The sequence below is a fragment of the Curtobacterium sp. MCBD17_032 genome (genome assembly GCF_003234855.1).
GTDB lineage: Bacteria > Actinomycetota > Actinomycetes > Actinomycetales > Microbacteriaceae > Curtobacterium.
Map to the genome: position 1 here is coordinate 22878 of NZ_QKTO01000017.1, position 15104 is coordinate 37981.

Below are 15104 nucleotides of genomic sequence, written 5' to 3' on the forward strand. Positions count from 1 at the left end.
ACTCCTAGCCTACTCGCAGCCGTCGACACCGAGCGCACACCCGACACGCGTTGTGGACGGAACGAGGACCGGAGCGCGCGGTTTCCCCTGGTCACCGAGGTCCGGGGATCCGCGGGGGAACGCGAACGGGGAGTGACCGTGTCGGTCACTCCCCGTTCGCGTGTCGGATCGTCGGGCGATCAGTGGAAGCTGTCACCGCACGCGCAGCTGCCCTGCGCGTTCGGGTTGTCGATGGTGAAGCCCTGCTTCTGGATCGTGTCCTCGAAGTCGATCGTCGCACCGTCGAGGTAGGGCACGCTCATCTTGTCGACGACGACCTCGACCCCGTCGAACTCCGCCGTGGCGTCACCGTCGAGGAGCCGCTCGTCGAAGTACAGCTGGTAGATCAGGCCCGAGCAGCCGCCTGGCTGGACGGCGAGGCGCAGGCGCAGGTCGTCGCGGCCCTCCTGCTCGAGCAGGCTGGCGACCTTCGCCGAAGCCGCGTCGCTCAGCAGCACACCGTGCGACGTGGCGTCGGTCGCTGCTTCGGTCGTGATGGTGTCGCTCATCGGCGTCTCCCTCGTCGGCGGTGACCTTCACCGGCCGTCGCGTCGATTCTACGCGCCCCGACCGACGGGACCCGGATCCAGGACCTGTGGAGGACCCGTGTCACGCGCGACCCTGCAGGCGGGCGAGCAGCACGGCCTCGGACAGGACGGCGCGGTGCAGCACGCCGAGGTGCTGCGACTCGTTCGGGCTGTGGGCACGGGTGTCCGGGTCCTCGACGCCGGTGACCAGGATCTGGGCGTCCGGGAACTCGGCGGCCAGGTCCGACACGAACGGGATGGAGCCGCCGATGCCCTGCTCCACCGGCTCGGCACCCCAGCCCTCGGACATGGCGGTGCGGGCCTCCCGGACCGCCCAGCCGGACGTGTCGACGAGGAAGCCGTCGCCGGTGTCGACCTCGGTGATGTCCATCCGCGCACCGAAGGGGACACGGCTGCGCAGGTGGGCCTCCACGGCGGCGAACGCATCGGCGGCCGCCTGACCCGGCGCGACCCGCACGGACACGCGGGCGGAGACGGTGGGCAGCAGCGTGTTGGACGCGTTGGCCACGCTCGGGACGTCGAGGCCCGTCACGGTGATCGACGGCTGGAACCACATCCGGGACAGCACGGGCCCGCTGCCGACCGGCCGTGCGCCCTCGACGAGGGCGGCCTCGGCCGCGAAGTCATCCTCGGAGCGCTCGGGCACCGGCGCGTCGTGAGCACGGAGACCCGCGACCCCGACCGCCCCGTCGTCGTCGTGCAACGAGGCGAGGAGCCGCACCATCGGCATCATCGCGTCCGGCGCCGCTCCCCCGTACATGCCGCTGTGGCTCGCGTGTTCGAGGGTCGTGACCGTCAACCTGAACGTCGTGTTGCCGCGCAGCGAGACGGTGATCGCCGGCACCTCGGTCGACCAGTTGTCGCTGTCCGCCACGACGATGACGTCGGCGGCGAGGTGGTCGCGCTGCTCGCGCAGGAAGGTGCGGAACGAGCGTGAGCCGAACTCCTCCTCGCCCTCGACGAAGAGCACGATCCCGACGTCCAGGTCGTCCCCGAACTGCGCGTGCACGGCGCGGAGGGCGGCGACGTGGGTCATCACGCCGGCCTTGTCGTCCGAAGCGCCGCGCCCGTACAGGCGGTCCCCGCGGAGCGTCGGTTCGAACGGCGGCGTGTCCCAGAGCGCGTCGTCGCCCTGCGGCTGCACGTCGTGGTGCGCGTAGAGCATGACGGTCGGCGCGCCGTTCCGGGCCGGCCGCACCGCGAGCACCGCCGGCTGCCCGAGCTCGGTGTCTGCGTCGGTGGTGTCGGTCGGGGTGTCGCCCTCGACGGCGGAGCGGACGATGCGGACCTCGTCGAACACCCCCGTGGAGCGCACGAGGTCGGCCACCGCTTCGGCGCTCCGCTGCACGTGGGCTGCGTCGAACGCGGACCAGGACACCGAGGGGATCCGCACCAGGGCCGACAGGTCGGCGATCGTCGTGGGCAGCGCGCCGTGCACGTGCTCGCGCAGCGCCTCCAGCAGTGCGGGGTCGGTCGCGGGTGCCGGCGACCCGGCGTCGGGGCTGTGCTTCTCGGTGTCGGTCATGGCCGGTAATCTAGAGGACGACCAGCCCGCAGACCGCCGTTAGGAACCACCGTGGCGAAGGCAGCCCCCAAGACCAACGTGACCGTGAACCCCGGTGACGACGACCTCGTCGCGCACGGCAAGGGTCGGCCCACGCCGTCACGGCGGGAGCGGGAGGCCGCGAACCGCCGCCCGATCGTGGGCAACTCCCCGGCCGACAAGAAGGCCGCCCGGGCGCGCCTGAACAGCGAGCGCGAGCGTGCGCGGGTCGGCATGGCGAACGGCGAGGAGCGCTACCTCCCGGCGAAGGACCGCGGCGAGCAGCGGCGCTTCATCCGCGACTTCATCGACGCCCGCTGGAACGTCGGCGAGGTCATGATGCCGGTCCTCGTGCTGTTCCTGATCGTCGGCTTCGTCGCGGCGCAGACGCCCGCGGCGTCGTACTCACTGTTGTTCATCTGGGCGTTCGTGCTGCTGTTCGTCCTCGACTGCACCGTGATCTGGTTCATGCTGCGTCGCCGGTTCACCGCCGCCGGCCAGACCTTCCAGCGCGGCAACTTCCTCTACATCCTGACGCGGGGATGGCAGCTGCGGTTCCTCCGTCTGCCGAAGCCGCAGGTGAAGCGCGGGCAGTACCCGACGCTCTGATCGAGGCCGTGCCACCGGCGTCCGCCGGGCGAGCGCCGTCGACCTCCGGGTCGGCGGCGCTTTCGTCGTCGAGGGGACGCAGCGGCACGCTCGTCGACCGACGGCAGCGCACGCCACGCCGGACGGGAGGCGCGGTGCCAGCCCGGCGGGCGCCTCCCGGCCGGTGCTGCGGAGCGGGACGCCACGCCGGCCGCACGAGGCACCGCGACGCCGTGTCAGCCGTGAGACGCCCCGCAGCCGGCGGAACGCCGCCGGAAGCGACGGCGCCCTGATGAGATCCAGGCGTCTCGCCAGCGACGCGGCGTCACGCTCCGGACGGCGTCCCCCGTCGCCTCGGCCGCGGTCAGGCCCGGCGCAACCGCCGTCGGCGGAGCCGGTTGATCCGCATCGCCCAGGTCGGCCCCTCGTACAGGAACGCCGTGTAGCCCTGCACGAGCGTCGCACCCGCTTCGATCCGGGCCTGGACGTCGGCCTCGGTCGTGACCCCACCGACCGCGATCACGCAGAACCCCGCGGGCACGGCAGCACGGACGCGGCGCAGGACCGCCAACGAGCGCTCCCCGAGCGGCGCACCGGACAGCCCGCCGGCGCCCATCGCCTGGACGTCGGCCTCCGGGGTGGTCAGCCCGCCACGCTCGACGGTGGTGTTCGTCGCGATCACCCCGGCCAGACCGAGCTCGACCGCGAGACCGGCGATGGTGTCGATCTGCTCGTCCGTCAGGTCCGGCGCGATCTTGACGAGCACCGGTGTCCGGTCGGCCGCCTCGTGCACGGCGGCGAGCAGCGGGCGGAGGTGGTCGATCTCCTGCAGGCCGCGGAGCCCCGGCGTGTTCGGCGAGCTCACGTTGACGGCCAGGTAGTCGGCGAACGGAGCGAGCAGACGCGTCGACTCGAGGTAGTCGTCGACGGCGTCCTCCACGGACACCACCCGGCTCTTGCCGATGTTGACGCCGATGACCGGACGGCCCGGGTTGCGGCGCGCCCGCTCGAGACGCCCGGCTGCCTTCACGGCGCCGTGGTTGTTGAAGCCCATCCGGTTGACGAGCGCGCGGTCGGCGATGAGCCGGAAGAGCCGCGGGCGGTCGTTGCCCGGCTGCGGCCGCGCGGTGACGGTGCCGACCTCGACGTGCCCGAACCCGAGCACGCCGAGGCCGGAGATCGCGCGAGCGTCCTTGTCGAACCCGGCGGCCATGCCGAACCGTGACGGGAAGTGGATGCCCATCGTGGTGATGCCGTCCCCGGCGGACGGCCGGGCGTACCGCTCGACGGCGCCCGCGACGAAGGGCACCTTCGGCAGCAGCCGGATGACGGCGAACGCCAGGTGGTGCGCCCGTTCGGGGTCCATCTTCGCGAACACGGTCCGGAACACGACGCCGTACCCGGCGCGGACGAGCGCCTCGACGCCGCTCACGCGCTGGCGCCGTCCGTGGTGCGGTCGGATCCGCGGGGCTCGCGGGGGCCACCGTGGTGGTCGATCCGGAGCTGGCCGATCGCGTCCTCGAAGTCCTCGAGCGAGTCGAACGCCTGGTAGACGCTCGCGTAGCGGAGGTAGGCGACCTCGTCGAGTTCCCGGAGCGGACTGAGGATCGCGAGGCCGATGTCGTTCGCCTCGATCTGGCTGGCACCGGAGGAGCGCACGATCTCCTCGACCCGCTGCGCCAGCACCGCGAGGTCGGAGTCGGTCACCGGTCGTCCCTGGCAGGCCTTCCGCACGCCGGAGATGATCTTCTCGCGGCTGAACGGTTCGAGGACGCCGTTGCGCTTGACGACGCTGAGCGACGCGGTCTCGGTCGTCGAGAAGCGCCGCCCGCAGTTCGGACACTGACGGCGTCGTCGGATGGAGGTTCCGTCGTCGCTCGTCCGGGAGTCGACGACGCGGGAGTCCGGGTGGCGGCAGAAGGGGCAGAACATGGCGCCCCCAGGCTACCGGTTCGTCCGTTCCGCCACGGCCGCACCGTGCGCCGGCAGCTGTTCCTCGGTCGAGAGCGCGACGATGTGCGGCGCCACCTCGGCGAGGGCCTGCGCGGTGTAGCGCACCACCTGCTGTGGTCGGAGGAACGTCGAGGCGGCGAGCCCGGAGCCGAACCGCGCCTGTCCGCCGGTCGGCAGGACGTGGTTCGACCCGGCCAGGTAGTCGCCGAGGCTGACGGGGGCGTGCGGCCCGACGAACACCGCACCGGCCGCGTCGATGTCGGCGAGCACGGCGTCGTCGTCCGCGGTCTGGATCTCGAGGTGCTCCGGCCCGTAGGCGTTGCTGACGGTCGCGGCGTCGGCCAGGGAGTCCACCAGGACGATCGCCGACTGCGGGCCGTCCAGGGCGGCCTGGAGGCGCGTGGCCGTCCCGAGTACCGCCGTGCGTTCCGGGATGGCAGCCTCCACGGCGTCGGCGAACGCGGCCGACGTGGTCACGAGCACGCTGCCGGCCTGCTCGTCGTGCTCGGCCTGGCTGATGAGGTCGGCTGCCACGTACCCGGGGTCGGCCGTGTCGTCGGCGATCACGAGGATCTCGGACGCGCCGGCTTCCGAGTCGATGCCGACGACGCCCCGGACCAGGCGCTTCGCCGCGGCGACGTAGTTGTTGCCCGGGCCGGTGACCAGGTCGACCGGGTCGAGACCGATCTCCGGCACGCCGTACGCCAGCGCGCCGACGGCGCCTGCGCCGCCCATCGCGTAGACCTCGTCCACGCCGAGCAGTCCGGCCGCGGCGAGGATCGTCGGGTGCACGCGTCCCCCGTGGTCGCGCTGCGGCGGGGAGACGAGGGCGATGGACCCGACGCCGGCGACCTGCGCGGGGACGACGTTCATCACGACGCTCGACGGGTAGACGGCCTTGCCGCCGGGCACGTAGAGACCGACGCGACGCATGGGCTGCCAGCGCTGGTGCACCTCGGCTCCGTCGGCGAGCGTGGTGACGGAGCCGACCGGCACCTGTGCGGCGCTCGCTGCCCGGACCCGACGGATCGCCTCGTCCAGGGCCACCCGGAGCTCGGGGGCCAGGCCCGCGACGGCCGCGGCGATCTCGGCGGCCGGGACCCGGACGTGCTCCGGCGCTCCCCCGTCGAAGCGCTCGGCCTGCTCGTGCAGCGCGGCCGCTCCGTGCTCGCGGACGGCGTCCACCAGGTCCTTCGCGGCCGCCGTGGCGCTGCTGACGTCACCGGCGGCGCGCGGCATGAGACGGAGGAGTTCGGCGCGGGGCGGCAGCCCGCCGCGGAGGTCGATTCGCTGCATCATGAGGCACCCAGCGTACCGAGCACCGCTGGCAGTCGGAGACCGTCGGCGGTGCTCGGTCACCGCGTGGTGACGGCTCCGGTCAGACCAGGCAGCGCGGTCCGAGCAGGCTCTTCAGCTCGCCGAACAGGTCCGGCGTCAGGTTGACCGGGAAGGGCAGCTCGAACGTGCGGGCGACGTCGTCCTTGAGGAGCTTCAGCCGCACCTCGGTCTCGCCCTGGTGCCGTCCGAGCACGGCGGCCAGCTCGGTCACCGTCTGCGTCGTCGCCTGCCGCTCGGGCAGGGACAGCGTCAACGGCCCCGATCCCATCGCGTCGCCGACGTTCGGCTGGAACATGCTCACCGCGTGCAGGGCCTTGCCGTCGTCGCGGACGTTCACGCGGCCGCGCAGGACGACGATCGAATCGGGGACGAGCGACGGGCCGAACTCCTGGTACGTCTTGCCGAGGAACATGACGCCGATCTGCCCGCCGAAGTCCTCGATGTCGACGATCCCGTACGGGTTGCCGCTCGTCTTCGCCACGCGGTGCTGCACGCTCGTCAGGAGCCCGGCGACCGTGACGGTCTCGCCCTCCACCGAGTCGTCCGCTCCGAGCAGGTCGGCGATGGTGATCGACTGGTGCTTGGCGAGTTCGATCTCGAGGCCGGCGAGCGGGTGGTCCGACACGTAGAGCCCGAGCATGTCCCGCTCGAACGCCAGCTTGTCGCGCTTGGACCACTCCGGCCGCTCGGGCACCTGCGACACCGTGAGCGAGGCCGGCTGTTCCTCCGCGACCTCGGCGAAGAGCGAGTCGAAGTCGAACCCGACGTTGCCGTGGGCCTCGTCACGCTTCACCTTCACCGCGGCCTCGACCGCACCCTCGTGGATCTCGACGAGGGCACGGCGGCTGTCGCCGAACCCGTCGAACGCGCCCGCCTTGATGAGCGACTCGACCGTGCGCTTGTTCGCCGACGAGATCGGGATCTTGCGGAGGAAGTCGTGGAAGGACTCGAAGGCGCCCTTCTCGGTGCGCGCCTGGACGATGTCGTCGACGACGTTGAACCCGACGTTGCGGATGGCGCCCATGCCGAAACGGATGTCGTCCCCGACGGCGGCGAAGAACCCGATGGATTCGTTCACGTCCGGCGGCATCACCCGGATGCCCATCCGGCGGCACTCGTTCAGGTAGAGCGCGAGCTTGTCCCGCGCGTCCCCGACGCTCGTCAGCAGCGCGGCCATGTACTCGGCCGGGTAGTGGGCCTTGAGGTAGGCGGTCCAGAACGACACCACGCCGTACGCCGCCGAGTGCGCCTTGTTGAACGCGTAGTCGGAGAAGGGCAGCAGGATGTCCCACAGCGTCCCGATCGCCGCGTCGGAGTACCCGTTGTCCTTCATGCCCTGCTGGAACCCGGCGTACTGCTTGTCCAGCTCGGACTTCTTCTTCTTGCCCATCGCGCGGCGGAGGATGTCCGCCTGGCCGAGGGAGAACCCGGCGACCTTCTGCGCGATGGCCATGACCTGCTCCTGGTAGATGATCAGGCCGTAGGTCCCGCCGAGGATCTCCGCCAGGGGCTCCTCGAGCTCGGGGTGGATCGGGGTGATGGCCTGCTCACCGTTCTTGCGCAGCGCGTAGTTCGTGTGCGAGTTCGCGCCCATGGGCCCCGGTCGGTACAGGGCGATGAGCGCGGAGATGTCCTCGAAGTTGTCCGGCTTCATGAGGCGGAGCAGTCCGCGCATGGGTCCGCCGTCGAGCTGGAACACGCCGAGGGTGTCGCCCCGTTGCAGGAGTGCGTACGCCTCGGGGTCCTCGAGCCCCATGGTCTCGAGGTCGAGGTCGATCCCGCGGTTCGTCTTGATGTTGTCGAGGGCGTCGCTGATGATCGTGAGGTTGCGGAGCCCCAGGAAGTCCATCTTGATCAGGCCGAGCGACTCCGCTGCCGGGTAGTCGAACTGCGTGACGATCTGGCCGTCCTGCTCCCGCTTCATGATCGGGATGATGTCGATCAGCGGGTCGCTCGACATGATGACGCCGGCGGCGTGCACGCCCCACTGCCGCTTCAGCCCCTCGAGCCCGAGCGCGGTGTCGAACACCGTCTTGGCCTCGGGGTCGGTCTCGACGACGGTGCGGACGTCGACGGCCTCCTTGTACCGCGGGTGGTCCTTGTCGAAGATCCCGGTGAGCGGGATGTCCTTGCCCATCACGGGCGGCGGCATCGCCTTCGTGAGCTTCTCGCCCATGCCGAACGGGAAACCGAGCACCCGCGACGAGTCCTTGAGCGCCTGCTTCGCCTTGATGGTGCCGTACGTGACGATCTGCGCGACGCGCTCCGACCCGTACTTCTCGGTGACGTACTTGATCGCCTCACCGCGGCGCCGGTCGTCGAAGTCGACGTCGAAGTCGGGCATCGAGACGCGGTCGGGGTTGAGGAACCGCTCGAAGATGAGCCCGTGCCGGATGGGGTCGAGGTCGGTGATCCGCATGGCGTACGCGACCATCGACCCGGCGCCGGATCCACGACCTGGGCCGACGCGGATGCCGTTGTTCTTCGACCAGTTGATGAAGTCGGCGACCACCAGGAAGTAGCCCGGGAATCCCATCTGGTTGATGATGCCGACCTCGTAGTCGGCGCGCTCCTGCACCTCGGCCGGGATCCCGCCCGGGTACCGGTACTCGAGCCCCTTCGCCACCTCCTTCTCGAACCAGGAGTGCTCGGTCTCGCCCTCCGGTACGGGGAACTTCGGCATGTAGTTCGCCGAGGTGTCGAACTCGACGTTGCAGCGCTCCGCGATGAGCAGGGTGTTGTCGCAGGCCTCGAGGTTGTCGCGGAAGACGTGCCGCATCTGCGCCGGCGTCTTCAGGTAGAACTCGTCCGCGTCGAACTTGAAGCGGTTCGGGTCGTTCAGGGTCGAGCCGGACTGCACGCACAGCAGCGCCGCGTGGGAGGTCGCGTCGTGGGCGTGCGTGTAGTGCAGGTCGTTCGTGCCGACCAGCGGGATGTCGAGGTCCTTCGCCAGGCGGATGAGGTCGCTCATGATCCGCCGCTCGATCTCGAGCCCGTGGTCCATGACCTCGGCGAAGTAGTTCTCCTTGCCGAAGATGTCGCGGTAGTCCGCGGCGGCCTGGACGGCTTCGTCGTACTGCCCGAGCCGCAGGCGCGTCTGGATCTCCCCCGACGGGCACCCCGTCGTCGCGATGATACCCTCGTGGTGTTCCTGCAGGAGCTCGATGTCCATGCGGGGTTTGAAGTAGTACCCCTCGAGTGACGCCTTCGAGGACAACCGGAACAGGTTGTGCATGCCCGTGGTGTTCTCGGCGAACATCGTCATGTGCGTGTACGAGCCGGCACCCGACACGTCGTCGCCGCCACCGTCGCCCCATCGCACACGGGTCTTGTCCGACCGGTGGGTGCGGGGCGTGATGTACGCCTCGGTCCCGATGATCGGCTTGACGCCGCCGGCCTTCGCGGTCTTCCAGAACTCGAACGCTCCGAACATGTTGCCGTGGTCGGTCACCGCCACGGCCGGCATGCCCTGCGCGGCGGTCTCCGCCACGAGGTCGGAGAGCCTGGCGGCACCGTCGAGCATCGAGTACTCGCTGTGCACGTGCAGGTGGACGAAGGAGTCGGAATCCGACACGGAACCTCCGGTTCGTACGGTCTGCTGCGGGGTGGGAACAGCCTAACCGCGACCGGTGACGATCCCGAGCGTGTCGCTCCGGACGCCGACGCAGCCGGATCGGTTCTCCCGCCTCAGGCCGCGCGGATCCGGTCGAGCGCCTGCTGCAGGTCGTCCGGGTAGGACGCCCGGAACTCCACCCACTCCCCCGTGCGCGGGTGCGCGAACCCGAGCCGGACCGCGTCGAGCCACTGCCGCGTGAGGCCGAGCTCGGCCGCCAGCACGGGGTCGGCGCCGTACATGGTGTCCCCGACGAGCGGGTGCCGGGTCGCGGCCATGTGCACGCGGATCTGGTGCGTGCGACCGGTCTCGAGGTGCACCTCGAGCAGGGTCGCCGCCCGGAACGCCTCGAGCGTCTCGTAGTGCGTCACGCTCGGCTTGCCGTCGGCGGTCACCGCGAACTTCCAGTCGCTCGACGGGTGCCGGCCGATCGGGGCGTCGATCGTGCCGGACGTCGGGTCGGGGTGCCCCTGCGCGAGCGCGTGGTAGACCTTCTCGACGGTCCGGTCCTTGAACGCCCGCTTCAGGTGCGTGTACGCGAGTTCGGTCTTCGCGACCACCATGAGGCCCGACGTGCCGACGTCGAGCCGGTGCACGATGCCCGCCCGTTCGGCGGCACCGGAGGTCGCGATGGTGAAGCCGGCGGCGGCGAGGCCGCCGGGCACCGTCGGCCCGTCCCAACCGGGCGACGGGTGGGCGGCGACCCCGATCGGCTTGTCGACGACGACGATGTCCTCGTCGTCGTGCACGACGGTCATGTCCGGCACGACCGCGGGGACGATGCGCGGCGGCTCCTTCGGCTGCCACTCCACCTCGAGCCAGGTGTCGGCGTGCAGCCGGTCGGACTTGTCGACGACGACGCCGTCGACCCGGACACCACCGGCAGCGACGACGTCCGCGGCGAAGGAGCGGCTGAACCCGAGGAGCTTCGCGATGGCGGTGTCGACACGCTCACCGGCGAGCCCGTCGGGGACGGGCAGACTGCGGGACTCGCTCATGCTGACCGCGTCACGTCGCGTCGTGCCCGAGGGCGTCGTGCGGTCGAGGGTCGTGCCGCGTGCCGTCGTGGTCCGTCCGGGAGGCCCGCCCAGCGTCCGACGCGTCGGCATCCTCGGCCTGCGCCGCGGCTGCACGGCGCGCTTGCTGCTTCTCGGACACGGAGCGGGTCCCGTCGAGGTTGACCCCGAACACCACGAGCAGCACGAACACCACCATGCTGATGCAGATGAACGAGTCCGCCACGTTGTAGATCGCGGGCATCATCCACGGCGTCGAGATGAAGTCGACGACGTGCCCACGACCGAAGCCCGGCTCACGGAACAGCCGGTCCGTCAGGTTGCCGAGGGCGCCCCCGAGGAGCATGCCGAGCACGAGCGCCCACCACATCGACCGGATCCGGCGTGCGTACACGACGATCGCGACCACCACCGCAGCCGAGATGAGGGAGAACACCCACGTCATGTTGACCGCGAACGAGAACGCGGCACCCGGGTTCCGGACCGACAGGAACTGCAAGGCGTCCCCGACCACCGGGACGACGACACCCTCGGGCAGGTTCGCGACGACGAGCGCCTTCGTGACCTGGTCGAACGCCAGCACCACGACAGCGGCGAAGGCCAGTGCCGCGATCGCGCGTGCACTGGCCTTCGCTCGTGGGACGGTTCGGTCCAACGTCAGTTGCCGAAGCCCTGCGCCGAGGCCGGGGCCGGCGAGAAGCCGGACTGCTCGGTGCTGGCCGACGAGTCGAGCTCGGCGAGCTGGCTCTGGATGTAGCTCTTGAGCTGCGAACGGTAGTCGCGCTCGAACGTGCGGAGCTCGTCGATCTTGCCCTCGAGCTGCGTGCGCTCCTGGTCGAGCACCGCGACGCGCTGACGGTTCTGGTTCTCGGTGTCGGCGATGATCTGGCGCTGCTTCGCCTCGGCCTCGGAGACGAGGCGGGCGGCCTGCGCCTGCCCCTCGGCGATGAGGGCGTCGCGCTTCTCGACACCTTCGCGCACGTGCTCTTCGTGCAGGCGACGAGCGAGGGTGAGGAGGTTCGTGGTGCCCTCGGTGTCCTCGTCCGGGTTGACCGTGGTGGTCGGCGCGGCGGCGGGCACCGGTGCGGGCTCCGGAGCGGCAGCGACCGGCGCGGGCTCGGGCGTCGGTGCCGGCGCGGGCTCGTCGTCCTTGGCGAGCGACGGCGCGGAGTCGGCCGACTGGAGGCGCTGGCGCAGCTCCTCGTTCTCCTGGTTCAGGCGACGCAGCTCGGCCACGATCTCGTCGAGGAAGTCGTCGACCTCGTCCTGGTCGTAGCCCTCGCGGAACTTGGTCGGCTGGAACCGCTTGTTGACTACGTCTTCCGGCGTCAAAGCCATTGCCGTCACCTCAATAGAACTGCTGAACGTGTGGAACCGGGGCCCTGCTGGCCGTCCGAGCTGAACCTACCAGCGGGAGTCCCGGTGCGGATGTCCCGCCAGAGCGGGGCATCGATCCCGACCACCGTACACCGAGGGCGGCTCCGAACCGTTCCGGATCGCCGCGTGGCGCGTGTCGGGTCGATCGGGATCAGACGAATCGGTAGGCCAGGGACTGGACCACGACACGCAGGATGATCACGACGAGCATCACGATCGTCCAGCCGAAGTCGAGCATCACCGGGCCGAGTCGGAGCGGCGGGAGCACGCGGCGGACGGCCTTGATGGGCGGGTCGGTGACCGTGTAGACGAACTCCGCGATGACGAGCAGCACGCGCTGCGGGCGCCAGGAGCGGTTGAACGACTGGACCAGGTCCAGGATGAAACGCCCCCACATGACGAAGAAGTAGAGCGTGAGGACCAAGGAGAGGATCGTGAAGATGAACACGGTTCGGCTCGCTCGTCTCGTGTGACCGGTACCGGTACGTCCCGGTCACTGGGCGGGTGGGCCTGGGTGCCGGGCGGGTCCGGGGCCCGTCGGACCCCGGACCCGCACAGGCGGCTCAGGACTGGGCGAAGAAGTTCGCCTCGATGTCGGACTCTACCTCAGCCGGCTCACCGCTCACTGCGATGTGCGCGGGGGACAGCAGGAAGACCTTGTTCGTGACGCGCTCGATCTTGCCGTACAGGCCGAGCGACAGCCCGCTCGCGAAGTCGATCATGCGACGAGCGTCCGTCTCGGTCATCTGCGAGAGGTTGATGATCACGGGGATGCCGTCGCGGAAGCTCTCGGCGATGGACTGGGCGTCCTTGTACTCGCGCGGGTGGACGGTGAGGATCTCGTTCATTTCCTGGACCGGGGTCGCCTTCTGTGCGGTCGTGTGCGAGCGGCGGAGCGGGGTGACCTGCGCGCCGCGCTGGGAGGTGTGCGGGGGCTTCACGGCGACGGCGGCCGGAGCCGACGTGGCGGGTGCGGCGGCCGTCGCGGCCACCGCGGGAGCAGCGGCTGCGGGCGTGTCCTGCTGCGCCGCCGGGGCGGCGACCGACTGACGCGCCTGCGTCGGCGCGGTCTGCTGCTCGTCCTCGTACTCGAGTTCCTCGTCGGCGAGGCCGAGGTAGACCATCGTCTTCTTCAGGGGGTTGGCCATGGTTCCTCCGGGGGTCCGTGCTCGTTGGTGCCCTGTGTCGAGGCTAGGGCGCGTCCGGTCGTTTCCCGGTGATTGCGGTCCCGATCCGCAGGTGTGTCGCGCCCTCGGCGACCGCCTCGGCGTGGTCGCCGCTCATGCCGGCCGAGATGTCGGTCGCGCCGGGCTCGATGCTGCGGACGCGGTCCGAGATCGCGCGCAGGCGTGCGAAGGCGGCGCGGGGCTCTCCGTCGAGCGGCGCCACCGCCATCACCCCGCGCAGCCGGAGCGTCCCGGTCGCCAACACGCGTTCCACCAGGGCGTCGACGCCCTCGGGAGCGACACCGCCGCGACCGGGGTCGTCGGTGAGGTTCACCTGGACGAAGCCGTCGAGCACGCGGGGGTCGGGCTCCGCCTCGGTGGGCGCGAAGGCGTCCACGACACTCGCTCGGTCGAGCGACTGCACGACGTCGGCGTACCGTCGCGCCTGTCGGGCCTTCTTCGACTGCAACTGCCCGATGAAGTGCCAGGTGAGACCGAGGTCGGCGAGCTCCGCCGCCTTGGCCTGCGCCTCCTGGTGCCGGTTCTCCCCCACGTCGGTGACGCCGAGCGCGGCGAGCTCGCGGACCAGGGACGCGGGGTGGTACTTGGTGACCACGACGAGCGTCAGCTCGTCGACCGAGCGCCCGGCGGCGCGCGCCGCGTCCGCGACCGACCCGCGGACGGACGCGAGACGCGCCTCCAGTCCGTCGCTCTGGTCGACGGACGGGAGGCGCGGATCACCTGCCACGGGGTCGGTTACTTCAGGAAGTCGGGGACGTCGAGTTCGTCGTCGTCGTCGAAGGCCGGGTCGGCGGCGCGCTGCGCCGGCGGCTCGTGCTCCTGCGACGCCCAGGACGGGGTCGAGTGGCCCGAGTCCTCGATGCGGTTCGACGAGCCCGTGGCGACGGGCACGGTGGCGCCGGCGTCGGGGTCGACGTAGCTCGAACGGCGCTCCTGGTGCTGCTGCTGCGAGGGCTCGCCACCGTCGAAGCCGGCCGCGATGACCGTGACGCGCACCTCGTCGCCGAGGGTGTCGTCGATCACCGCACCGAAGATGATGTTCGCCTCGGGGTGGACTGCCTCCTGCACCAGGCGGGCGGCGTCGTTGATCTCGAAGATGCCGAGGTTCGAGCCACCCTGGATCGAGAGCAGCACGCCGTGTGCACCGTCGATCGAGGCCTCGAGCAGCGGGGATGCGACGGCGAGTTCGGCCGCCTTGATCGCCCGGTCGGCTCCCCGCGAGGAGCCGATGCCCATGAGCGCCGAGCCGGCGCCCTGCATGACGCTCTTCACGTCGGCGAAGTCGAGGTTGATCAGACCCGGGGTCGTGATGAGGTCCGTGATGCCCTGGACGCCGGCGAGGAGGACCTGGTCGGCGGTGGCGAACGCCTCGACCATGGAGATGCCGCGGTCGCTGATCTCGAGCAGACGGTCGTTCGGCACGACGATGAGCGTGTCGACCTCGTCCTTGAGGCTCGCGACGCCGTTCTCGGCCTGCGACTGGCGACGCTTGCCCTCGAAGCCGAACGGCTTCGTGACGACACCGATGGTGAGCGCGCCGATCGACTTCGCGATGCGCGCGACGACGGGAGCGCCACCGGTGCCGGTGCCACCACCCTCACCGGCGGTGACGAAGACCATGTCGGCACCCGCGAGGGCCTCCTCGATCTCCTCGGCGTGGTCCTCGGCGGCACGGCGGCCGACCTCGGGGTCGGCACCGGCGCCGAGACCGCGCGTGATCTCGCGACCCACGTCGAGCTTCACGTCGGCGTCGCTCAGGAGCAGCGCCTGCGCGTCGGTGTTGATGGCGATGAACTCGACGCCGCGGAGGCCGAGTTCGATCATGCGGTTGACGGCGTTGACACCGCCGCCGCCGACACCGACCACCTTGATGACGGCGAGGTAGTTGTGGTTCGTGGTCAC

General features: G+C 70.7%; 14 protein-coding genes. 1 reads left to right on the plus strand and 13 read right to left on the minus strand.

The annotated features are described in order from the left end of the window. Positions 1-179 precede the first annotated feature (179 nt). Both DEI91_RS14935 and DEI91_RS14940 read right to left on the minus strand, forming a co-directional pair. The gene (locus DEI91_RS14935) at positions 180-548 is read right to left on the minus strand and encodes an iron-sulfur cluster assembly accessory protein (protein ID WP_111053050.1); all 369 of its coding nucleotides are present in this window, start codon (positions 546-548) and stop codon (positions 180-182) included. A gap of 100 nt (positions 549-648) precedes the next feature. Next, complete coding sequence (locus DEI91_RS14940; protein WP_111053051.1) at positions 649-2112, minus strand: dipeptidase; 1464 nt, start codon at positions 2110-2112, stop codon at positions 649-651. Between the two features lie 51 nt (positions 2113-2163). Between DEI91_RS14940 and DEI91_RS14945 the strand changes: the two genes are divergently transcribed. Continuing rightward, on the plus strand, positions 2164-2739 hold the full coding sequence (locus tag DEI91_RS14945; protein ID WP_111053052.1) for a DUF3043 domain-containing protein: 576 nt from the start codon (positions 2164-2166) through the stop codon (positions 2737-2739). Between the two features lie 343 nt (positions 2740-3082). Here DEI91_RS14945 and DEI91_RS14950 read toward each other — a convergent pair whose 3' ends face one another. The 11 genes from DEI91_RS14950 to ftsZ all read right to left on the minus strand — a co-directional run bounded on the left by DEI91_RS14950 (position 3083) and on the right by ftsZ (position 15104). Beyond that, complete coding sequence (locus tag DEI91_RS14950) at positions 3083-4150, minus strand: quinone-dependent dihydroorotate dehydrogenase (protein ID WP_111053053.1); 1068 nt, start codon at positions 4148-4150, stop codon at positions 3083-3085. Then, on the minus strand, positions 4147-4650 hold the full coding sequence (gene nrdR / locus DEI91_RS14955; RefSeq protein WP_111053054.1) for a transcriptional regulator NrdR: 504 nt from the start codon (positions 4648-4650) through the stop codon (positions 4147-4149). The genes DEI91_RS14950 and nrdR overlap by 4 nt, the downstream gene beginning before the upstream one ends. A 12-nt stretch (positions 4651-4662) precedes the next feature. Next, on the minus strand, positions 4663-5970 hold the full coding sequence (gene hisD / locus DEI91_RS14960) for a histidinol dehydrogenase (protein WP_111053055.1): 1308 nt from the start codon (positions 5968-5970) through the stop codon (positions 4663-4665). Between the two features lie 79 nt (positions 5971-6049). Then, the gene (gene dnaE / locus DEI91_RS14965) at positions 6050-9532 is read right to left on the minus strand and encodes a DNA polymerase III subunit alpha (RefSeq protein ID WP_375537696.1); all 3483 of its coding nucleotides are present in this window, start codon (positions 9530-9532) and stop codon (positions 6050-6052) included. 164 nt (positions 9533-9696) lie between these two features. After that, positions 9697-10620 carry an RluA family pseudouridine synthase gene (locus tag DEI91_RS14970; RefSeq protein ID WP_111053081.1) on the minus strand — a complete coding sequence of 308 codons (924 nt, stop codon included), beginning with the start codon at positions 10618-10620 and terminating at the stop codon, positions 9697-9699. Between the two features lie 10 nt (positions 10621-10630). Then, on the minus strand, positions 10631-11293 hold the full coding sequence (gene lspA, locus DEI91_RS14975) for a signal peptidase II (protein ID WP_258374456.1): 663 nt from the start codon (positions 11291-11293) through the stop codon (positions 10631-10633). A gap of 2 nt (positions 11294-11295) precedes the next feature. Further along, complete coding sequence (locus DEI91_RS14980; RefSeq protein WP_111053058.1) at positions 11296-11976, minus strand: DivIVA domain-containing protein; 681 nt, start codon at positions 11974-11976, stop codon at positions 11296-11298. Between the two features lie 190 nt (positions 11977-12166). Further along, positions 12167-12463 (minus strand): YggT family protein, encoded by a 297-nt coding sequence (locus DEI91_RS14985; RefSeq protein ID WP_258374457.1) that lies wholly within the window; start codon positions 12461-12463, stop codon positions 12167-12169. Between the two features lie 115 nt (positions 12464-12578). Beyond that, entirely contained in the window at positions 12579-13163 is a 585-nt protein-coding gene (locus DEI91_RS14990; protein ID WP_111053059.1) for a cell division protein SepF, read from the minus strand. 43 nt (positions 13164-13206) lie between these two features. Beyond that, positions 13207-13929 carry a YggS family pyridoxal phosphate-dependent enzyme gene (locus DEI91_RS14995; protein WP_111053060.1) on the minus strand — a complete coding sequence of 241 codons (723 nt, stop codon included), beginning with the start codon at positions 13927-13929 and terminating at the stop codon, positions 13207-13209. A gap of 8 nt (positions 13930-13937) precedes the next feature. Then, on the minus strand, positions 13938-15104 hold the full coding sequence (ftsZ, locus tag DEI91_RS15000; RefSeq protein WP_111053061.1) for a cell division protein FtsZ: 1167 nt from the start codon (positions 15102-15104) through the stop codon (positions 13938-13940).

Coding starts and splice junctions, on each gene's coding strand:
- DEI91_RS14935 (WP_111053050.1), bottom strand. CDS start 548: ATGAGCGACACCATCACGACCGAAGCAGCGACCGACGCCACGTCGCAC.
- DEI91_RS14940 (WP_111053051.1), bottom strand. CDS start 2,112: ATGACCGACACCGAGAAGCACAGCCCCGACGCCGGGTCGCCGGCACCC.
- nrdR (WP_111053054.1), bottom strand. CDS start 4,650: ATGTTCTGCCCCTTCTGCCGCCACCCGGACTCCCGCGTCGTCGACTCC.
- hisD (WP_111053055.1), bottom strand. CDS start 5,970: ATGATGCAGCGAATCGACCTCCGCGGCGGGCTGCCGCCCCGCGCCGAA.
- dnaE (WP_375537696.1), bottom strand. CDS start 9,532: ATGCTCGACGGTGCCGCCAGGCTCTCCGACCTCGTGGCGGAGACCGCC.
- DEI91_RS14970 (WP_111053081.1), bottom strand. CDS start 10,620: ATGAGCGAGTCCCGCAGTCTGCCCGTCCCCGACGGGCTCGCCGGTGAG.
- DEI91_RS14980 (WP_111053058.1), bottom strand. CDS start 11,976: ATGGCTTTGACGCCGGAAGACGTAGTCAACAAGCGGTTCCAGCCGACC.
- DEI91_RS14990 (WP_111053059.1), bottom strand. CDS start 13,163: ATGGCCAACCCCCTGAAGAAGACGATGGTCTACCTCGGCCTCGCCGAC.